The sequence below is a fragment of the Saccharothrix variisporea genome (assembly GCF_003634995.1).
GTDB classification, from domain to species: domain Bacteria; phylum Actinomycetota; class Actinomycetes; order Mycobacteriales; family Pseudonocardiaceae; genus Actinosynnema; species Actinosynnema variisporeum.
In genome coordinates this window covers 7,468,708-7,488,308 of record NZ_RBXR01000001.1, presented here as the reverse complement: position 1 = coordinate 7,488,308, position 19,601 = coordinate 7,468,708, and the positions used below count along the sequence as shown (strand labels likewise).

Here is a 19,601-nt window from a genome sequence, read left to right as displayed (position 1 = left end):
GAAGGGACGCGCGAGGGGCGGTCGAGGTTGACCTCCAGTTAAGTCGAACTTCTACGGTGGGCGAACCGACCGAGGAGGGGATTGCTCAGATGCGCGCCATCCGGCAGTACGAGTTCGGGTCACCGGAGACGTTGAAGTACGAGGAGGTCGCCGACCCCGTGCCCGGCGAGGGCCAGGTGCTGGTCAGCGTGGCCGCCGCGGGCGTGCACCTGCTCGACACCAGCATCCGCAGCGGCGAGTCGGGCGGGCCGTGGCCGCTGCCGGAACTGCCCATGACGCCGGGGCGGGAGGTCGCGGGCACCGTCGTCGGGGGTGATCCGGCGTGGCGGGGCAAGCGGGTCGTCGCGCACCTGGGGCAGGCCGGTGGCGGGTACGCGGAGCTGGCCGCGGTGAACGTTGCTTCGCTGCACGAGCTGCCCGAGCACGTGTCGTTCGAAGAGGCCGTGGCCATGATCGGGACCGGGCGGACGGCCGTGGGGGTGCTGCGGATCGCGCAGCTGGAGAAGGACGACGTCGTGCTGGTGACCGCGGCGGCCGGTGGGCTGGGGGCGTTGTTCGTGCAGGAGGCCAAGGCGGTCGGGGCGACCGTCGTGGGGTTGGCGAGCACGGCCAAGCTGGGGCTGGTCCGGGAGCTGGGGGCGGACCACGCGGTCGACTACACCCAGCCGGACTGGCCGGACGCGGTGCGGGCGGAGGTCGGGGAGGCGTCCGTCGTGCTCGACGGGGTCGGGGGCGCGGCCGGGCGGCAGGCGTTGGAGCTGCTGGGGATCGGCGGGCGGACCATCCTGTTCGGGTGGTCGGCGGGCGAGCCGACCCGGATCGAGACGCTCGACCTGTACCAGCGGGGGCTGACGGCGGCGGTCGCGGTCGGGCCGCGGATCATGAAGGGGACCAACCTGCGCGAGCTGGAGACGTTGTCCTTGCAGGCCCTGGCCGACGGCCGCCTCAAGCCGCTGACCACGGTGTTCCGCTTGGAGGATGCTCCCCAGGCGCACGCTGCTCTGGAGGGCCGCCGCACCACCGGCAAGGTCGTGCTCAAGGCGTGATCGTGGTGGCCCCGCCACTTCTCACGGTGGCGGGGCCACTGCCCTCAGATGGTCACGGTGACGATCCGGTCGCCCTCGAAGGTGCGGACCTCCACCGCGGCCACGTCGTCCGGCGCGACCAGGGCCGAGCCGTCGAGGTTCGTGCCCTCCTTCTCGCCCAGGGCCGACACCAGCCAACTCCCGGCCTCCTGGCGGGACCCGTCCTTGGCGACGACGACGAGCTTGCACTTCTGGTTCTTCGCGATGCCGGCGACGGACGCGTTCACCCGCACCCACCCGGCGGCCGGCTTGACCTTGACGGTCATCCGCGCGCCGGTGTCCGGGTCGGTCGCCGTGGCGACCTTGGCACCGGGTTCGGGCGTCGGCACCGTGGTCGTGATCGCCTGCGGACCGGGTGCCGTCCCCCGCCCGACCGCGAACCCGCCACCCAGCACGATCGCGGCAACCGCCGCCGCGGCCAGTCCCACGCCGACCCTCCTCCGCCTGGTGCGGTCGCCCCGTTCGGCGCGGACCTGGCGCAAGGTGCGCTGCAACAGCAGGTCACCGCCGTCGGGCGGTCCGTCGAGCAACGCCTCGGGCGGGACGTCGCCCAACGCTTCCTCCATCGCCCGCAGGTCGGCCAACTCGGTGCGGCACGTCGCACAGGCGGCCAAGTGCTCCTCCACCGCGCGTGCCTCCTGCTCTTCCAGGACACCCAGGACGTAGACGCCCAGCAGTTGTGGATCGTGGTTCGTGGTCATCCGGCCACCCCCTTCAGTGCGACCTGTTGTGCGCCGGTGAACGTCTCTCTCAGTGCCCGTAGCGCGTAATGCGATCTGGATTTGACCGTGCCCGGCGGGATGTTCAGCGCCTCCGCCGCTTCGCTCACGCTGCGCCCGCGGAAGTAGATCTCCATCAGGACGTCCCGATGGTCCGAAGAAAGCCTGTCGAGTGCTTCGAGCACCACCACCGAGTCGACGACGGAGTCGGCGTGATCACGCTGGACCGGCGGTGCAGCCGGCGTCTCCGCCACCTCCTGCGGCCGCGCGGCCCTGGCCCGAACCCGATCGGTGACGATGTTGCGAGCCACGGTCAACAACCACCCGCGCACCGACCCCTTCCCGTTGACCAGGGCGTCGGGATGCCGCCACGCGCGCACCAACGTCTCCTGCACGACGTCCTCGGCGGCGGCCCGATCCCCCGTGAGGCGCGTGGCATAGGCCAACAACGCCCGACCGTGCTCCTCGTAGAGGGACCGGACCAGCGCCTCGTCAGCCGCAACCTCCCGTCTACGGGCCCACAAAGCCGCCATCCACCCACTCCTCTCATCACCTCGTCCCGGGAGACACGTGCACGCGGCCAGTCCGGTTCAACCCCGGCCGGAGAAAGCCCCACCCGCTTCCCTCCGACAACCCCTCAGTTCGAGGAACCCGCTGGTAGGCTGCTTGCGAGGCGGCCAACTCCATGATCACCCGATCGTGTGACGTCGCGGGGACACCATTTTCGACCCCCTCGCGCGTCCCGTAGAGAGAAGAGGTGCGCGGCGGACCGGCCCCCTGCCCCCACCACCCCCTGAGCCTCCCCCACCGCCCACCCGGCACCACCTCCCGGCACCGCCTACCCGGCACCGCCCACCCCAGCCACGCGACCCGCCGCCAGGCCATCCGCAGCCGGGCCACCCGCACATCCGCCCGCCGGCTGGTACCAGACCATCCCGACGGCATCCGCGCGGCAACCTCCGGGCACCCAGCGACGGCCAGGATCCACGGACACGCATCCGCCGGTGACCACGCACGGAAATCGGCGCGGCAGGCACCTGCGCGCGGGCACCTGCTCGCGAGCACCACGGGCGACGCCGGCTCCCGCCCGCCACCGCGCCGCTCTACGGGCCGATCACCAGGGGCAGGCGGCGAGACCGGGCAGCGGCGGGCGGGGCACCCAGGGACAGGCAGCAGGCGGGCACCCGGCAGGCAGGCGGGATGGCGCGGCAGGCAGGCAGGCGGGCGCGCGCGGCAGGCAGGCGGGGTGGCGCGGCGCGCGGGGTGGCGCGGCAGGTGGCTGCGGGTGGGGTGGGCGTTGTGGGTCGGTGAGGTGCGGGTCGGTCGGTGAGGTGCGGGTGGGTCGGGGATGCGGGGTCGGCCGAAGGCGGTGTGGGTGGGGGTTAAGGGCAGTGGTGGTTGGTGTTCAGGCAGGTGGTGATCTTGGTCATCAGAGGGGTGGGGGTGAGGTTTATGTGCATGGCGTGGTCGGTTCTGGGGTCTCGGGATTGGTTCGGGAAGGAGTCGATCGCGTACGGGCGGCCTGCTGGGACGGTGTAGGTCACGCGTAGCTGCAGGTGCGGGATGGGGAAGAAGCCTGCTGGGCACACGCCGTTCCGGGCTGGGGCTGTGGTGTGGGATTTGTGGGTTGTGCTGTCTGTGTTGCGGCCGTCCCAGCAGCTGGGGAAGTCGAACGTGCGCACCACTCGTCGGCCCTCGCACAGCGGGTAGCGGTCGGTGTGGCCTGGGATGCCTTCGCAGCTCCATTGCGCGGTTCCCCCGCCGGATGTGACTGCCGACGCGTCGCCGGTTACCAAGCGGGTGAACCTCGGAGGCGCTACTACCTTGCTCACGGGGCTGCCGGTGTAGCGGATCTGGACTTCGGCCGGCGGTAGGACCTCGCCGGTGTTGCCGTGTTGGCCGCCGCCCGGGGAGTGGGCGTCGGTACCTGGGCGGTCGGTCAGGCGTAGGACGGGCCAGTAGTACGTGGACAGGTCGCCCTCGGCGCAGGTGGTGCCGCCGGCCAGCAGGGTGGTGTCGGTGCTGGTGTGGTCGGTGGTCAGGTTCCCGACGTACTCGTGGGTGTGGTGGGCGCCGTTCGGTTGTCCGGGGGCTACGACCACGTTGTCGGCATTGAGGTGACGCTCCTCGTTCCGGCCGCAGTCGAGGGTGTAGGTGCCGGTCGACGCGTCCTCGGTGGCGGTCGGCTCGGTGGTGGGCGGCGGGATGTCGTTGATGGCCGCATAACGGTCGTTGGTGCCGCACCCGGCTAAGAGGGTCACCGCGGCGACCAAGGGTGGGAGCAACCGCCTCACGGGGGTCAGCTTGCCACCTGTGAGGTGTGGACGGCCTATGCGGGGGTTTTCGGGATCACGGGGTGGCGGAGATCAGGACTTGGCCGTCCGGGGTGATGACGCTGATGGCCGCGATGTCCGAGGAGGCCACCAGGGCCGCGCCGGACAGGGTGGTGTCGTCGCCGCGCGTCGCGACCCAGCCGCCGGCTACGAAGCGTCGGCCCCGTGAGTCGGTGACGACGAGCTGGCACCGCTCGTCCGGGCGCAAGCCGGCCACCGTCGCGTGCAGGCGGACCCAGCCGTCGGCGGGACTGACGGTCGCGGTCATGTGGATCTCGCCCGACGCCGCGGTCACCAACTGCTCCCCCGGCACGCTTCGATGCCCCCACTGCACCCCGCAGACCAGCACACCGGCCAACACGGTCGCGCTCACGGCCGCCGCTACGCCACCACGACGTCGGTGCGCCCTCGCCGACTCGGCGCGGACCCGGCGCAGCGTGCGTTCGAGGATCGGATCGTGCATTTGAGGCCTGTTCGGTTCGGGCTCTGGAAGCCGAGCGGGGATGGGTTGCGGTGAGTGGGGTGGGAACGGTGGGGGCTCATGGCTGTCTCCATGGGGGTGTCCCGGCGGGTGGACTGCCCGACACACGGAGGCGCGTGGGGTTTGGTTCAACGGAAGAAAGGGGCTGAGGGGCGTGAGTGCCGTAGTATCTGAGATATGATGTATGACGCTGGGCCGCCGCGGTCGCGAACTGAGTTCGTCTTGAACGCCATTCGGGCCGGGATCGTCAACGGGGACCTGCCGCCGGGGCGTCCGCTGGTGGAGGCGGAGTTGGCGGCGGGGTTCGGGGTGTCCAAGACGCCGGTTCGCGAGGCGTTGAAGCTGCTCGGCGGGTCGGGGCTGGTGACGATCAGCGACTACAAGGGCGTGTCGGTCCGCGAAGTGGACGTGGAGTTGGTGCGCTCGGTCTACGACGTGCGGGTGTTGTTGGAGCCCGAGGCGCTTCGGCGGTCGGTCGACGGTCAAGCGGGAGAAGGGTGGGAGAGCGCGCGGGAGGCGTTGGAGGAAGCCGAGAAGGCGGGGAGTCCGGGGGCGCGGAGCCTGGCCAACCGGGCGTTCCACCGGGCGCTCTACGTCGGGTGCCGCAACCCGCTGTTGGTGGAAGTGCTGGACGGGTTGAGCGACCGGACCGCCCTGATCTCCACGGTCGGCTGGGGGCAGTCGGACACGTGGGCGTCCGAGGCGCAAGAGCACCGGATGATCCTGGATGCCGCCGAGCGCGGGCACGGGCTGATCGCGGCCGATCTGTTGAGGGAGCACATCGAGCGGTTCGCGCGGGCGTTCGAGGAGCGGTGTGGTGGTCGCTGAAGCGTTGGCGGGCGTCGTCGCGATCACCGTGACGCCGTTCGACGAGGACGGGTCGGTCGACGTCCCCGCCTACGAGCGGGTGGTGCGGCGGCTCGACGGGGTGCACGCGATCACGGTCAACGGGAACACCAGCGAGTTCTACACACTGTCCACAGAGGAGTGTCGAACCGCGGTCGACGTGGTGGCGGGCGCGGGAGCGCTGACCCTGTGCGGCGTGGGGCACGACCTCGCGTCGGCGGTGGAGTTGGCGAAGTACGCCGCGGCGCGAAAGCTCGACGGGGTGATGGTGCACCAGCCGGCGCACCCCTACCTGTCCCTGGACGGCTGGATCGAGTACCACCGGGCCATCGCGGACGCGGTCCCGTCGCTGGCGGTCGTGCCGTACGTGCGGGACCCGCGCATCGGGGGCGCGCAGATCGGCGCACTGGCGGGGGCCTGCGACAACGTGGTCGCCGTGAAGTACGCGGTGGCCGACCCGGTCCGGTTCGCCTGCACCGCACGCGACGCCGGGGTCGACCGGCTGGTGTGGGTCGCGGGGTTGGCCGAGCTGTCCGCGCCGGGGTACTTCGCCTACGGGGCAAAGGGGTTCACGTCCGGGCTGGCGAACGTGGCGCCCGAGTTGTCGTTGCGGATGTTCGAGCTGTTGGCGGCGGGTGAGGACGCCGGGGAAGTCTGGGGTGCCGTCAGGAGGTTCGAAGAACTGCGGGCCGTCGACGGGGGTGCCAACAACGTTGCCGTGGTGAAGGAGGCGTTGGCGCAGCAAGGGGTCTGTCGGCGGGACGTTCGGCCTCCCGGGCACGTGTTGGGAGAGGTGGACCGGGACGCGGTGCGGGAGGTGCTGGCCTCGTGGGCCTGAACCCGCAAGGAGACCGGCCGGAGGGGGAGCGGCTCAAGCCGGAGGAGTTGCGCAGTCACAGGTGGTTCGGCGGGGACGGGCTGCGGGCGTTCAGCCACCGGGCGCGGACGCGGCAGCTCGGCATCGGCGCGGAGGAGCACCTGGGCAAGCCGGTGATCGGCATCCTCAACACGTGGAGCGGCATCAACCCGTGCCACCTGCACCTGCGGGAACGGGCGCAGGAAGTCGCGCGCGGTGTCTGGCAGGCGGGCGGGTACCCGGTGGAGTTCCCGGTGTCCACCCTCTCGGAGACCTTCCAGAAACCGACGCCGATGCTCTACCGGAACATGCTGGCGATGGAGGTCGAGGAGATCGTCCGCTCCTACCCCGTCGACGGCGTCGTGCTGATGGGCGGCTGCGACAAGACCACGCCGGCCCTGGTCATGGGAGCGCTCTCGGCGGCCGTCCCGGCGATCTTCGTGCCCGCCGGACCCATGCTGCGCGGCCACTGGCGCGGTCGGACCCTGGGCAGCGGCACGGACATGTGGCGGTACTGGGACGACAAGCGCGCCGGCGTCCTCGGCGGATCGGAGTGGGCCGAGTTGGAGAACGGCCTGGCCAGGTCGCCGGGGACGTGCATGACGATGGGCACCGCGTCCACCATGACCGCCGCGGTCGAGGTGCTGGGCCTTGCACTCCCGGGCTCGTCGTCGGTCCCGGCGGTCGACTCGGCGCACCACCGGATGGCGGCGGCGTCCGGCGCGCGGGCCGTGTCACTCGCCTGGGAAGCGCTTTCCGCACCACGGATAGCCACTACCGAAGCCTTCTCGGACGCGGTGACGGTCGTGCTGGCCCTCGGCGGCTCCACGAACGCCGTGATCCACCTGATCGCGATGGCCCGACGCGCCGGCGTCCCGCTCACCCTGGACGACTTCGACCGGCTCGCCCGCGACACCCCGGTGCTGGCCGACATCCAGCCGGGTGGGCGTTTCCTGATGGAGGACTTCTACTACGCCGGCGGACTCCGCGCCCTGGTAGCACGCCTCGCCGACCGCCTGCACCTGGACCGCGAGACGGTGGCGGGGAGGTTCGGCGACGCCCTGGGCGAGGTGCACGACGACGAGGTGATCCGGCCGCCGGACCGACCCGTCGCCGCCGAGGGCGGCCTGGCCGTGCTGCGCGGCAACCTCGCCCCGGACGGCGCGGTGATCAAGCACATCGCCGCCGCGCCGGAACTGTTGCGCCACACCGGTCCCGCCCTGGTCTTCCACGGCTACCAGGACCTCGTCGAGCGGATCGACACCGTCGACGCCACCCCCGACTCGGTCATCGTGCTCGCTGGCGCGGGCCCCAAGGGCGGACCGGGGATGCCGGAGTACGGCATGCTGCCGATCCCGAAGAAGCTGCTGGAACAGGGCGTCCGGGACATGGTCCGCATCTCCGACGCCCGGATGAGCGGCACGTCGTACGGCGCGTGCGTGCTGCACGTCGCGCCGGAGGCCCACGTCGGCGGCCCGCTGGCGCTGGTGCGGGACGGCGACCTGGTGACGCTGGACGTGCCCGCCCGCGTGCTGCGGCTGGAGGTGCCGGACGAGGAACTGGCCCGGCGGCGCGCGGAGTGGGTGCCGCCGGAGCCGGTGTTCGAGCGCGGTTGGGGCGCGCTCTACCAGGAGCACGTCACCCAGGCCGACCAGGGCTGCGACTTCGAGTTCCTCGCCCGGGACAGTCGTAACCCGGTCGCCGACCCGTCCTGAACCCGCACGAGTGCGGAGAAAGGAACGCCGACCCTAGGTAGAGTTAGACCATGGTGGCGTCGAGGCGTGGACCGAAGATGACCTTGCCGACCCAGCTCGTGCTGGGCGTGCTGCTGCACGACCCCGACCGGGAGCACTACGGGCTGGAGATCTGCCAGACCGCGGGTCTGCCCAGCGGGACCGTGCACCCGATCCTGGCGCGGCTGGAGCAGTGCGGCTGGGTGGTCAGCCGCTGGGAGGACGCCGACCCGCGCGAACGCGGCCGACCCCGCCGCCGGTACTACCGCGTCGACCCGGACAGCGTCGCGGTCGCCCGCGCGGCCGTGGCCCGCGCCCGCACCAGCGCCGCGCGGCTGGGCCTGCTGCGCGCACACCCGGCGGGTGGGACGTGACCAGGCGCGACCGGCACGCCCGCATCCGCCGGCTGGCCCACGACCTCGAGGCGGTCCTCGGCGGCGACCTGGGGCGCATCCTGGACCGCAAGCTCGCCCACGACCTCGCCCTGGAGTTGCGGCGGGCGTTGGAGCGCGACGGCGACCCGCGGCTGGGCGAGGTCTACGAACGGGTGCGGTGGCTGGAGTTCGCCGTGGAGCGCAACGTCCTCGCGACCGCGAGCTTCAAGCCCATGGCCGCCGCCGCACGGATCATCCGCCTGGAACTGGAGCCGCAGCAGGACCACCGCCTGCTCTCGGTCGCGGTGGCCGTCCTCCCCCACGACCACCGGGCCCGCTACCACGAGGAGTTCCGCGCCGAACTGGCCGACCTGCCCCGGTCGCACCGCCTGCCGCACGCGCTCCGCCTGCTCAGCCGGTCTTGGACGCTGCGCCGAGCCCTGCGGGGTGACCGACTGGGCAGGGGTGACCCGTGACCGTCGAGCTGCCGCGCGCGCTGCGCCTGTTCCGGCCGGTCCGCCCGACCCGCGGCCCGGAGCACCGGTCGATCCTGGTCGTGGACATCGCGGGCTTCGGCCGGCTGCCCGACCCGCACCAGATCGCGGCCCGGGACGTGCTGACCACGGCCGTGCGCACGGGTTTCCGCACCGCGGGCATCCGCTGGGGCGACCTCGCGGTGGAGGGTCGCGGCGACGGCATGGCTGTCCTGGTGCCCGCGTGGGTGTCCAAAGTGGACCTGCTGGACCCGGTGGTGCCCAGGCTGGCCGCGTTCCTGAGGCAGCACAACGAGACCGCCGTGCCGCACCTGCGGGTGCGGATCAGCCTGCACGCGGGCGAGGTGCACCGCGACCCGCACGGCTGGGTCGGCAGCGACCTCAACACCGCGTGCCGCCTGGTCGACGCCGGACCGGTGCGCGCCCACCTCGCCGGTCACGCCGTGCTCGTCGTGTCCGACGTCATCTACCAGGGCGTCGTGCGGCACGGGTACCGCCGCGTCGACCCGGCCGCCTTCTCGCGCGTGGAGGTCGCGGAGAAGGAGGTCCGGGCGACGGCGTGGGTGGCGCGGTTGTAGGGGTCGGCCGCGGGGTTCGTCGTAGCGCTGCGCGTGGGTGGCGCGGCTGTAGGGGTCAGCCGTAGAGCTCGTCGTAGCGCTGGGCGTGGGTGGTGTGCACGACGTTGCGCTTGACCTTCAGGGTCGGCGTCAGCTCGCCGGTGTCCTGGGTCAGGTCGCGGTCCAGGATGGCGAACCGCTTGACCTGCGAGACGCGCGCGAAGTGGGAGTTGGCCTCGTCCACCACGCCCTGGATCAGCTCGCGCACCTCGGGTGCCGCCGCCAGCGACGGGATGTCGGTGGGCAGGCCGCGTTCCGCCGCCCACGGCACGATCTCGTCCTGGTCGAGGGTGATCAGCGCGACCAGGTACGGCCGGCGGTCGCCGTAGACCACCGCGTGCGACACCCAGCGGGACTGGCGCAGCTGGTTCTCCACGTTGGCGGGCGCGATGTTCTTGCCGCCGGCGGTGATGATGATGTCCTTCTTGCGGCCGGTGATCTTCACGAAACCGTCCTCGTCGACCTCGCCCAGGTCACCGGTGTGCAGCCAGCCGTCGGTCAGCACGGCGGCGGTGGCCTCCGGGTTGTTCCAGTAGCCCGCGAACACGTGCGGCCCGCGCATGAGGATCTCGCCGTCCTCGGCGATGCGCAGGTCCAGCCCGGCGACGCCGAACGCGCCCACCGAGCCCAGCCGGTGCCGGTGCAGCGTGTTGACCGTGCCGACGCCGGTGGACTCGCTCATGCCGTAGCCCTCCAGCACCGGCACGCCCGCCGCGCTGAAGAACTCCAGCACCTCCACCGAGATGGGCGCGGCACCGGACAGCGCCTGCCGCAGCCGTCCGCCGAAGATCGCCCGCACCCGCGCGAAGACCGGCTCCACCTGCGCGAACCCGGCTTCCAGCTCCGGCGGGACCGGCTGTCCGGCGGCGCGCAGCCGGCGCACCGACAGTCCGATGTGGACGGCCTGCTTGAGCTTGTCCTCCGGGACGCCCGCGGTCGCGGCCGTGTAGACCTTCTCGAAGATCCGGGGCACCGAGGGCAGGAACGTCGGGTTGACCTCGGCCAGCTCGGGCACGATCCGCGCCGGGTCGCCGCCGTGGAACGCCAGCGTGGCGCCGACATACATCGCGGACAGGTGCACGATCTGCGCGAACACGTGCGCCAGCGGCAGGAACAGGTACACCACGTCGTCGGGCACCACGTACGACAGCTCTTCGGTGAGCCGGCACATGGTGAGCCAGTTGGTGTGCGTCAGCACGCACCCCTTGGGCGGCCCGGTCGTGCCGGAGGTGTAGATGATCACCGACGGCGAGTCCGGGTCGATCGCGGCCCGGCGGGCGTCCAGCTCGGCCGGCTGCGGGGACGTCCGGCCCTCGGAGGCCAGCTCGTCCAGACCGCCGTCCATCCCGATGATCTCGCGCAGGTCCGGGACGTCCGACCGGATCGACTCGACCTTGGCCCGCTGCTCGGCGTTCTCGGCGATCAGCAGGACCGCACCGGAGTCGGAGATGATCCACGCGCACTCCTCGGCCGCGCTGGACGGGTAGATCGGCACCACGACCCCGCCCGCCGCGAGCACGGCCAACTCCACGGCCGACCACTCGGGCCGCGTGTTCGCCAGCACCGCCACCCGGTCGCCGGGCGCGATACCGCGCTGCACGAGCCCGGAGGCGAGGTCCATCACCCACTCCGCCACCTCGGTGAAGGACCGGTCCACCCACCGGTCGCCGACCTTGCTGCGCCACGCGGTGCGGTCGTCGTGCAACTGGGCGGCGAGGAACGGCAGGTCGGCGACGACACGCGCGGAAGCGGCCGTGGTCACGGACATGAAGCCTCCTTCAGTGGACTGGGTGGACCTGGACGTGGGTGCCGTTCAACACGGCCGTTCCGGACAGCGGATCAAGCGCAAGGTCATCGGTGAGCAGGTTGACGTTGACGCCGGCGTGCTCGCGTGCCACCGAAAGCCTGACACCAGGCCGGTCATGACCCCAGCCGTGTGGCATCGACACGACCCCGGGTGCCATGTCGGCGGTCACTTCCACGGTCACCGACACCTTGCCGACCCGTGAAGACACCTCCGCCGCGCCGCCGTCTGCCAGCCCCAGCCGGGTGGCGTCGGCGGGGTTGACCAGGAGCGTGCACAGCTTGCCCTTCACCAGCGCGGGCACGTTGTGCATCCAGGAGTTGTTGGTGCGCAAGTGCCTCCGGCCGACCAGCACCAAGTCGTCGGAAGAGGCCGAAAGCGCTTCTCGGACCCGGGGCAGGTCGGCCGCGATGGGGTCGGGGCACAGCTCGATCCGGCCGGACGGCGTGCGCAGGATCTCCGGGATGCGGCTCTGCAGGGCACCCAGGTCCATGCCGTGCGGGTGTTCCAGCAGGTCCTGGACGGACAAGCCGTAGGGGCCGGACCGGAGCTTGGCGTCCAACAGCCGCTCGTCCCGGGTCAGGTCGGACGGCCCGGACAGACCCACCAGGGCGTCCAGGTCGGCGTCCGGACCCAGGCCGGCGAAGATCGCCGTCAACCGCAGGAAGATTTCCGACTCGTCGAGTTCACCGGGCGCGAGCGGCACCGCGGGCCGCGAGTACTTGACCACGTTCCGGACGGTGAAGGACAGGAAGGCCAGGTCGTAGTGGGCGCGGCGGCTCGGTGGCGGCGGAGGCAGGATGACGTCGGCGTGCCGGGTGGTCTCGTTGAGGTACGGGTCCACGGACACCATGAAGTCCAGAGTGGACAGAGCGGCGTCCAGCCGGGCCGAGTTGGGCACGGACAGCGCCGGGTTGCCCGCCACCGTCACCAGTGCCCGCACCTGGCCGGGACCCGGCGTCTCGATCTCGTCGGCCAGCGTCACGACCGGGAACTCCCCCGCCACCTCGGGCAGGCCGCGCACGCGGCTGTGCCACCGGCCGGTGGTGAACCCCTTGCCGCGCCCCGAACCCCGGCGGGTGTGGGCGGGCAGCGGGAACATCGCGCCGCCGGGCTGGTCGAGGTTGCCGGTGAGGACGTTGAGGACGTCCACCAGCCAGCTCGCGACCGTGCCGAACTCGACGGTCGTCGTCCCGATCCGCCCGTACACGACGGCCCGCCGCGCCGAGGCGAACCGGTGGGCCAGGTCGCGGATCCGATCCGCCGGGATGCCGCACCGCGCCGACACCGCCTCGGGCGAGAACGGCTCGACCAGTGCCCGCACCTCGTCCACGCCGACGACGTGCGGTGCCAGCGGCCCGAGGTCCACCAGGTCGGCCGCGAACAGCTCGTGCGCCAGCGCCAGCAGCAGGAACACGTCCGTGCCGGGCCGGATCGCCAGGTGCTGGTCGGCGGTGGCGGCGGTGCGGCTGCGACGCGGGTCGACCACGACGAGCGTCCCGCCGCGTGCCCGCAGCTCCTTCAGCCGGGTCGGCACGTCCGGGACGGTCCACAGGCTGCCGTTGGAGGACAACGGGTCCGCGCCGAGCAGGAGCAGGAAGTCCGTGCGGTCGATGTCGGGCACGGGGATGGAGAAGATGCCGCCGTAGAGGTAGCCGGACGACACGTGCTTGGGCATCTGGTCGACCGTGGACGCGGTGAAGATGTTGCGGGACCCCAACGCCTTGCGCAGCGCGCCCGCGTAGAGGCCGCCGGCGAGCGAGTGCACGTTCGGGTTGCCCAGGTAGGCCGCGACGGCGTCCCGCCCGTGCTCGGCCACGATCGCGGTGAACCGCTCGTGCACCAGCGCGAAGGCTTCGTCCCACGACACCGGCACGAACTCGCCGTCCCGCTTGACCAGCGGCGTGCGCAGCCGGTCCGGGTCCGCGTCGAGCGCGCCCAGCGACGCGCCCTTGGGGCACAGGAACCCGCGGCTGAACGTGTCCTCCCGGTCGCCGCGCACGCGGGTGATCCGGTCGCCTTCGATGGTCAGCTCCAGCCCGCACGTGGCCTCGCACAGCGGGCAGGTCGTGTACGCGGTGCGCATGGTGCTCCTCTACCGGCTCGACTCGCACGGCCGCAGCCGCCCGGCCGCGGTCAGTCCCATCAGCTCGCTCAACGCCGAGGCGACCATGCCCGGCCGGTCCGCGCAGTCGTCGAGCCGGAACCCGACCACCGCCCGCGACCCGCCCAGCAGCCGCACCGGGTCCACCGCCGGCGGCTCGCCGTAGCAGACGATCCGCCCGAACGGCGCCAGCGCCGCCAGCGACCGCTCGAACACCTCGCCGCCCTGCGCGTCGAGCACGACGTCCACGGGCCCGTGCTCGACCAGCCGTTCGGTCAGCCCGTCCGGGTCGGCCGTGACAGCCACGTCCGCCCCGAGCCGCAACGCCACCCGCCGCTGCGCCTGGGTGCGCGCCGTGGCGACCACCCGCCCGGCCCCGAAGCTCACCGCGAGTTGCACGGCCAGCACCCCGACCGGACCGGCGGCGTCGTGGACGACGACCGTCTCCCCCGGTTCGAGGTGCGCGCAGGTCCGCAGCAGGTGCCACGCCGTGACCCCGTGCGCGCCGAGGACCAGGGCGGCTTCGTCGGAGATGCCGGCGGGCACGGGGAACCGGACGCCGTCGAACGACAGCGCCCGACGCCCGTCCGCCGTGACGACCTGCATGTGAACCAGACAACACAGCCGGGTTACCGGCCGGTTAGTGGGGAGTCCACGACAACTAAGGGCGCAGACCCCGGAAGAACGCCCGCACGTCCTGGACCAGCAGGTCAGGGGCTTCCATGGCGGCGAAGTGACCACCCCGGTCGAACTCCGACCAGTGCACGACGCTGTGCTCGCGGTCGAGGGCGTGGCGGATGGAGGTGTCCAGCGGGAACACCGCGACCCCGGTCGGTACCACCGACTTCTCCCCCGCCGACCAGGCACCGGCGTGGGCGGTCTCGTAGTAGCTGTTGGCGGAGGACCCGGCGGTGCCGGTGAGCCAGTACAGGGTCACGTCGGTGAGCAGCCGGTCCCGGTCCACGGCGTCCTCGGGCAGGTCGGCGGCCGGGTCGGTCCACTCCTTGAACTTCTCCACGATCCACGCGAGCTGCCCCACCGGCGAGTCGTGCAGGGCGTGCGCCAGGGTCTGCGGACGGGTGATCTGGATCATCGCGTACCCGGACTGCTCGGTCCGCATGTACTCCAGCCGCTCCAACCGGGCCCGCTCGGCGTCGGTCAGCTCGACGGCCGGGTCGACGGGCCCGAACGCGGTGGGGCCGTTCACGTGCACGCCGACGACCTTGTCCGGGTTGAGGCGACCGAGTCCCGGCGAGATGACCGCTCCCGTGTCGCCGCCTTGAGCGCCATAGCGGTCGTAGCCGAGGCGGTCCATCAGTGCGGCGAACGCCCTGGTCACGCGGTTGGTGTCCCAACCGGGCTCGGTGGTCGGGCCGGAGAACCCGCTGCCCGGGATCGACGGGATGACCAGGTGGAAGGCGTCGGCGCGGTCGCCGCCGTGCGCCGCCGGGTCGGTGAGCGGGCCGATGACGTCCAGGAACTCCACGATCGAGCCGGGCCAGCCGTGCGTGAGGAGCAGCGGGAGGGCGTCCGGCTCCGGCGAGCGGACGTGCAGGAAGTGGATGGTCTGGCCGTCGATCTCGGTGGTGAACTGCGGGTACTTGTTCAACTCGCGCTCGTGGACGCGCCAGTCGTAGTGGTCGCGCCAGTACTCGGCGAGGCTCTTGAGGTAACTCGCCGGGACACCCCGACTCCAGCCGACGCCGGGCAGGTCCGTGGTCCAGCGGGCGCGAGCGATGCGGTCCCGCAGGTCGTCGAGGTCGGCTTGCGGGATGTCGATCGTGAAGGGCTGCATGGGAACAACGCTAGAAGCCGGTTAGGTCAGGTTCGGTCCTAAGCTCAAACGACGTCCACCCGCGAGCGGCAGTCCCCGGCGAGTCGGCGAGCGGCAGTCCCCGGCGCAGCCGGCGAGCGGCAGTCCACCGGTGAGGACACAACCCAACTTGGGCTTCTTGCTTTTGTCATCTCCGTATGGCCTGCCCGAAGGGCTACCGCATTTTCCAGGGGTTGCAGCCGAAAGTTTTGCGAGGAACGAGCAAAAGTTTTAGCGGCAACCCCTGGAAAATGTGGTAGGCTCCGCCAGGCCATACGGAGATGACAAAAGCAAGAAGCCCCCGCCGTTGCAGTTGAGTCATCTTTGGTGGCCTGCCCGCCGGCGAGGCGCTTTTAATCTTTGAACCGGAACGCTTCGCTCTCAAGCCGAACGCGCTGCGCGCTCTCAAGATGAAAAGCGGCGCTCGCCGCGCGGCAGGCCGCCAGCGGGGGGTGAAGGGCGTCGGTTCCCCCGCCGTATGACCTGGCGGAGCCAACCACATTTTGGGCCGGGTGCCGCTAAAACTTTTTGCTCGTTCCTCGCAAAAACTTTCGGCTGCACCCGACCCAAAATGTGGTAGCCCTTCGGGCAGGCCATACGGCGGGGGAACCGAGGCCCTCCACCTGTGGTTGAGGCCACTGCACAACAGCGCGCTGCGCGCGCCGAAAAGCCAGAGGCGCGCTGCGGGCGCGGAGGTTGCCTAAGCTCGAGGGGTGTTGGAGACGTCGGCCCGCCTGTTGCGGCTGTTGTCGTTGTTGCAGGCACGGCGGGACTGGTCTGGGGCGGAGCTTGCCGAGCGGCTTGGGGTCGCGCCTCGGACTGTGCGTCGGGATGTCGACCGGTTGCGGAACCTCGGTTATCCCGTGCTCGCCGACGCCGGGGTCGCTGGGTACCGGTTGGGGGCGGGGGCGAGTTTGCCGCCCTTGTTGCTGGATGACGACGAGGCTGTGGCGGTTGCGATGGGGTTGCGCACCGCCGCCGGTGGGTCGATCACGGGGATCGAGGAGACGTCCGTGCGGGCGTTGGCCAAGGTGGAGGCCGTGTTGCCATCGCGGCTGCGGCATCGGGTCAACGCGTTGCAAGCGGCGACCGTGGCGTTGGCCAATGCCGGGCCGACGGCCGATCCGGGCACGTTGACGGCGATCGCCGCGTCCATCCGCGATTCGCTGCGCCTGCGCTTCGACTACCGCACCCACGACGGGACGGTCAGCGTTCGGACGGCCGAGCCGCACCGGTTGGTGCACACCGGGCGTCGCTGGTACCTGGTCGGGTGGGATGTGGAACGCGCGGACTGGCGGACCTACCGGGTGGACCGGCTGACGCCGCGCACTCCCACCGGACCGCGGTTCACCCCGCGTGAGCTCCCGGACATCAGCGGGTTCACCTCGCGTGCGATCTCGACGTCGGCCTACCGGTACCAGGCCCGGTTCACCTTGCACGTCAGCGTGGAGACGGCGGCGGAAAGGATCTCGCCGACGACCGGGGCGCTGGAGCCGGTCGACGAGCACTCGTGCACCCTGCGGGCGGGCTCGAACTCGTTGGACGAGTTGGCGATCTACGTGACCACCATGGGCTTCCCGTTCCACGTGCACGAGCCGCCGGAGTTGGTCGAGCACGTCCGGACCCTGGCCGCGCGGCTACGTGCGGCCGTCGAGGACCCGGGCCAGCTCCAGGCGTGACGACACGTGGAGCTTGGCGTAGACGCGGGACAGGTAGACCTCGACCGTTCTGGGGCTGTAGTGGAGGGCGGCGGCGATGTCGCGGTTGCGCATCCCCTGCTGGACCAGGCGGGCCACGTTCTCCTCGGCTTCGGTGAGCAGGCCGCGGGTTTTGGTGCGGGCGCGTGGAACCTTCGCGCCCAGTTCGCGCAGGCGGGTGCCGGCCTGGCGGCGCAGGCCGTGGGCGCCCAGGCGTTGGAAGGTGGTGTAGGCCTCGAGGAGTTCGGCGGTCGCGGTGGGGTCGATCTGGCCCAGCGCGAGCTGGCCGCGGGCCTTTTCGAAGACCAGGCCACCGGTTTCGGCTTCCAGGACGGCTGAGCGCAGGAGGTCCGGGTCGCGGGCTACCAAGCCTTCGACTCGGCGCACGGCGGTCCTGGTCCACGGGGCCACCCGGTCGGCGGCGAGCACGTGGAGGCGCTTCACGGTCTGCTGCGCCTCTTCCAGGCGGCCGTGCTCCAGGTCCAGCTCGACCAACCTGCCCAGCAGGACGCAGCTGTACGCGGTGCTGCCGGTGGCGTCCACGGCTTCGACCAGAGTGGTCCGCGCGCCCTCGACGTCACCGCGGGCGGACAGGTAGGCCGACATCGCGAAGGCGTGCAGGCGGGACATGTTCGGGCTGGTCGGCGGGTCCAGCGCGGCCAGGCGGGCGGCCACGTCCAGTTCGCCGCGCCAGGTCCGGATCTCCAGCTCGATGGCCCGCAACCCTTGCAGCATCATGAGTTCCTGCCGGGACTCGAGCTCGGCGGTCGCCCGGCCGAGCCGGTCCAGGGAGGCGTCCCACCGGCCGCCCAGCCAGTCCAGGGCGACGCGGGTCAGCTCCAGTTCGCCCCGGAACGCGAAGCCGGCCAGCTGCTCGGCCCGGCGCAGCCGCCAGGTGGCGTCGTGGACCAGGCCGGCCAGGGCGCCCGTGGACGCGGCCACCGCAAGCGCTTGCAGTTCCAACGCGGGCTGTCCCTGGGCCGCGGCGAGGGCCCGGTTGGCGTAGTCGACGGTCTTGTCGTGGCGGAACAACATCGACGTGAGCACGACCAGGCGGTCGAAGACGACGACCGCCTCGGCGGAGGAGGTGAACTCCATCGCCTCGATGCGGGTGGCCACCGCCAGGGCCTCCTGGTAGCGGTCGGTGAACGCCAGCAGCACTGCGCGGGTCGCGTGCAGGGCCGGGGTCCGGTCGCCGGCCGCCAGCTCGGCGTCGGCCAGGCGCAGCGCCTCCGCCATGCGGCCCACCAGGAACAGGCTGCTCAGCACCACGACGGCCGCCCGGCTGCGGTCCGGGCCGGGCGGCAGGTCGGCCAGCGCCGCCAGGCCCGGCGGGATCGCGGCGGCCGGGCGGGACGCGTGCGCCAGCGCCCGGCACTGCAACGCCAGCAGCTCCGCCCGCTCCGGCGCGGCCACCGGCAGCAGTTCCAACGCCCGCACGCACAGCGCGGCGGCGGTCTCGGGCGCGGACGTGCGGGCGGACGTGGCGGCCTCGGCCATGACCCGCACCGCGCGCAGGTCGCCGGGCGCGGCGGACTCGGCCAGGTGCCACGCCAGTTCCAGCAGGTCCACCGGCAGACCCCGGTCGCGGTCGTCGAGCAGGCGGGCGCTGATCAGGCTGTGCAGGTGGCGGCGCTGCGCCGGGCCGATCTCCTGGTAGAGCGCCTCGCCGACCAGGGCGTGCGCGAACCGGTAGCCGCGCTCGTCGTTGCGCACCACGTGCAGGCGCAGCAGCTCGTCGAACGCGGCCACCACGATCGCCTCCGGCAGCGACGACACCCGCGCCAGCAGCCCGATCTGGTCCAACCGCACCCGCCGGAAGATCGACACCGCCCGCGCCACCGCCCGGGTGTCCCGGTCCAGCGGCGCGACCCGGCGCAGCACGGCCTCCCGCCGGGTCAGCCGGATCGCGTCCGGCCGCACCGCCAGCCGCGCCTGCCCGCCGTGCACGGCGACCAGGTCGAGCTCGCGCAGCGACCGGGCGATCTCCACGGCGAAGAACGGGTTGCCATCGGCCCGCTGGTGCACCTCCCGCGCCAACTCGTCGTGCACGGGCGTGCCCAGGACGGTCTCCACGATCCGCTTGACCTCGCCGCCCGACAGCGGCGCGAGGTCCAGCCGCACCACCTCGGCGTAGCGCTCCAGCCGGTCCAGCAGCTCGTCGGCGGCGGGGTTGTCGTGCACCGGGCGCACGGCCGTGACCAGCACCAACGGTGCCGCCGACACCCGCCGCAGCACCACGCCGAGCATGGCCAGCGAGTCGTCGTCCACCTGTTCGAGGTCGTCCAGGACCAGCGCGGGCCGGTCCTCCAGCACACGGGCCACCAGGTCGCACGCCCGGCCGAACCAGGACGCGTCCGGCGCGGCCCCGAGCGCGTCCAGCGCGGCGGTCGTCTCCGGCGAGGGCGGCACCGACCGCAGGGCCGTGGCGACGGCCGCGTACGGGATGCGCCGGGCCACGTCGTCGGACTCGGCGGCGGGCACCTCCGGCCCGAGCCGGCGGCGCACCTCGCCGAGCAGGCTGGACTTGCCGATCCCGGGCTCGCCGGACACCACCACGGCCACCAGACCGGCGGCGGGCGCGCGGTCGAGGGCGTCGGACACCAGCGCCAGTTCCGGCTCGCGACCGAAGAACGGCGACACGG

17 protein-coding genes are annotated in these 19,601 nt (G+C 72.1%); 8 read left to right on the top strand and 9 right to left on the bottom strand.

Annotation, left to right across the window (positions count from 1 at the left end; all coding sequences use genetic code 11):
- Positions 1-89: 89 nt before the first annotated feature.
- Positions 90-1,046 carry a zinc-binding dehydrogenase gene (locus DFJ66_RS34295; protein WP_121227524.1) on the top strand — a complete coding sequence of 319 codons (957 nt, stop codon included), beginning with the start codon at positions 90-92 and terminating at the stop codon, positions 1,044-1,046.
- Positions 1,047-1,090: 44 nt separating this feature from the next.
- On the opposite strand, the gene DFJ66_RS34290 is transcribed toward DFJ66_RS34295, so the two are convergent.
- The 4 genes from DFJ66_RS34290 to DFJ66_RS34275 form a co-directional block, all read right to left on the bottom strand.
- A complete protein-coding gene (locus DFJ66_RS34290; RefSeq protein ID WP_121227522.1) occupies positions 1,091-1,786 on the bottom strand; it encodes an anti-sigma factor family protein in 696 nt (231 codons plus the stop codon).
- Positions 1,783-2,337, bottom strand: a complete 555-nt coding sequence (locus tag DFJ66_RS34285; protein WP_121227520.1) for a sigma-70 family RNA polymerase sigma factor — start codon at positions 2,335-2,337, stop codon at positions 1,783-1,785. Before DFJ66_RS34285 ends, DFJ66_RS34290 begins: the two co-directional genes overlap by 4 nt.
- 849 nt (positions 2,338-3,186) lie before the next feature.
- On the bottom strand, positions 3,187-4,098 hold the full coding sequence (locus tag DFJ66_RS34280; RefSeq protein ID WP_246030015.1) for a DUF1996 domain-containing protein: 912 nt from the start codon (positions 4,096-4,098) through the stop codon (positions 3,187-3,189).
- 55 nt (positions 4,099-4,153) lie between these two features.
- Entirely contained in the window at positions 4,154-4,600 is a 447-nt protein-coding gene (locus DFJ66_RS34275; RefSeq protein WP_147459430.1) for a hypothetical protein, read from the bottom strand.
- A 195-nt stretch (positions 4,601-4,795) separates the two neighbouring features.
- Here DFJ66_RS34275 and DFJ66_RS34270 point away from each other — a divergent pair, with 195 nt between their 5' ends.
- The 6 genes from DFJ66_RS34270 (at position 4,796) to DFJ66_RS34245 (ending at position 9,499) form a co-directional block, all read left to right on the top strand.
- On the top strand, positions 4,796-5,446 hold the full coding sequence (locus tag DFJ66_RS34270; protein WP_121227516.1) for a GntR family transcriptional regulator: 651 nt from the start codon (positions 4,796-4,798) through the stop codon (positions 5,444-5,446).
- Complete coding sequence (locus DFJ66_RS34265; protein ID WP_121227513.1) at positions 5,433-6,302, top strand: dihydrodipicolinate synthase family protein; 870 nt, start codon at positions 5,433-5,435, stop codon at positions 6,300-6,302. The genes DFJ66_RS34270 and DFJ66_RS34265 overlap by 14 nt, the downstream gene beginning before the upstream one ends.
- A complete protein-coding gene (gene araD / locus DFJ66_RS34260; protein WP_121227511.1) occupies positions 6,293-8,035 on the top strand; it encodes an L-arabinonate dehydratase in 1,743 nt (580 codons plus the stop codon). The genes DFJ66_RS34265 and araD overlap by 10 nt, the downstream gene beginning before the upstream one ends.
- Positions 8,036-8,112: 77 nt before the next feature.
- Positions 8,113-8,427: a PadR family transcriptional regulator gene (locus tag DFJ66_RS34255; RefSeq protein WP_121227509.1), complete on the top strand. Its 315-nt coding sequence runs from the start codon at positions 8,113-8,115 to the stop codon at positions 8,425-8,427.
- Positions 8,424-8,903 carry a hypothetical protein gene (locus DFJ66_RS34250; protein WP_121227507.1) on the top strand — a complete coding sequence of 160 codons (480 nt, stop codon included), beginning with the start codon at positions 8,424-8,426 and terminating at the stop codon, positions 8,901-8,903. Before DFJ66_RS34255 ends, DFJ66_RS34250 begins: the two co-directional genes overlap by 4 nt.
- Complete coding sequence (locus tag DFJ66_RS34245) at positions 8,900-9,499, top strand: nucleotidyl cyclase domain-containing protein (RefSeq protein WP_246030014.1); 600 nt, start codon at positions 8,900-8,902, stop codon at positions 9,497-9,499. The genes DFJ66_RS34250 and DFJ66_RS34245 overlap by 4 nt, the downstream gene beginning before the upstream one ends.
- 55 nt (positions 9,500-9,554) lie before the next feature.
- On the opposite strand, the gene DFJ66_RS34240 is transcribed toward DFJ66_RS34245, so the two are convergent.
- From DFJ66_RS34240 to DFJ66_RS34225, 4 genes are read right to left on the bottom strand one after another with little or no spacing between them, the layout of a single operon-like run.
- Entirely contained in the window at positions 9,555-11,306 is a 1,752-nt protein-coding gene (locus tag DFJ66_RS34240) for an AMP-dependent synthetase/ligase (protein ID WP_121227505.1), read from the bottom strand.
- Between the two features lie 10 nt (positions 11,307-11,316).
- The gene (locus DFJ66_RS34235; protein WP_121227503.1) at positions 11,317-13,428 is read right to left on the bottom strand and encodes a molybdopterin-dependent oxidoreductase; all 2,112 of its coding nucleotides are present in this window, start codon (positions 13,426-13,428) and stop codon (positions 11,317-11,319) included.
- 9 nt (positions 13,429-13,437) lie between these two features.
- Positions 13,438-14,052 (bottom strand): zinc-binding dehydrogenase, encoded by a 615-nt coding sequence (locus tag DFJ66_RS34230; RefSeq protein ID WP_121227501.1) that lies wholly within the window; start codon positions 14,050-14,052, stop codon positions 13,438-13,440.
- A gap of 55 nt (positions 14,053-14,107) precedes the next feature.
- Positions 14,108-15,241, bottom strand: a complete 1,134-nt coding sequence (locus DFJ66_RS34225) for an epoxide hydrolase family protein (protein ID WP_121227499.1) — start codon at positions 15,239-15,241, stop codon at positions 14,108-14,110.
- 731 nt (positions 15,242-15,972) lie between these two features.
- Between DFJ66_RS34225 and DFJ66_RS34220 the strand changes: the two genes are divergently transcribed.
- Positions 15,973-16,938: a helix-turn-helix transcriptional regulator gene (locus DFJ66_RS34220; protein WP_121227497.1), complete on the top strand. Its 966-nt coding sequence runs from the start codon at positions 15,973-15,975 to the stop codon at positions 16,936-16,938.
- On the opposite strand, the gene DFJ66_RS34215 is transcribed toward DFJ66_RS34220, so the two are convergent.
- Positions 16,897-19,599 carry an ATP-binding protein gene (locus DFJ66_RS34215; protein ID WP_121227495.1) on the bottom strand — a complete coding sequence of 901 codons (2,703 nt, stop codon included), beginning with the start codon at positions 19,597-19,599 and terminating at the stop codon, positions 16,897-16,899. The two genes, DFJ66_RS34220 and DFJ66_RS34215, sit on opposite strands and share 42 nt — an antisense overlap.
- Between the last annotated feature and the right edge of the window lie 2 nt (positions 19,600-19,601).

Excerpts from the sequence above, each read along its gene's own strand:
- DFJ66_RS34295 (WP_121227524.1), top strand. The coding sequence starts at position 90 with ATGCGCGCCATCCGGCAGTACGAGTTCGGGTCACCGGAGACGTTGAAG.
- DFJ66_RS34290 (WP_121227522.1), bottom strand. The coding sequence starts at position 1,786 with ATGACCACGAACCACGATCCACAACTGCTGGGCGTCTACGTCCTGGGT.
- DFJ66_RS34285 (WP_121227520.1), bottom strand. The coding sequence starts at position 2,337 with ATGGCGGCTTTGTGGGCCCGTAGACGGGAGGTTGCGGCTGACGAGGCG.
- DFJ66_RS34275 (WP_147459430.1), bottom strand. The coding sequence starts at position 4,600 with ATGCACGATCCGATCCTCGAACGCACGCTGCGCCGGGTCCGCGCCGAG.
- DFJ66_RS34270 (WP_121227516.1), top strand. The coding sequence starts at position 4,796 with ATGATGTATGACGCTGGGCCGCCGCGGTCGCGAACTGAGTTCGTCTTG.
- DFJ66_RS34255 (WP_121227509.1), top strand. The coding sequence starts at position 8,113 with ATGACCTTGCCGACCCAGCTCGTGCTGGGCGTGCTGCTGCACGACCCC.
- DFJ66_RS34240 (WP_121227505.1), bottom strand. The coding sequence starts at position 11,306 with ATGTCCGTGACCACGGCCGCTTCCGCGCGTGTCGTCGCCGACCTGCCG.
- DFJ66_RS34235 (WP_121227503.1), bottom strand. The coding sequence starts at position 13,428 with ATGCGCACCGCGTACACGACCTGCCCGCTGTGCGAGGCCACGTGCGGG.
- DFJ66_RS34230 (WP_121227501.1), bottom strand. The coding sequence starts at position 14,052 with ATGCAGGTCGTCACGGCGGACGGGCGTCGGGCGCTGTCGTTCGACGGC.
- DFJ66_RS34225 (WP_121227499.1), bottom strand. The coding sequence starts at position 15,241 with ATGCAGCCCTTCACGATCGACATCCCGCAAGCCGACCTCGACGACCTG.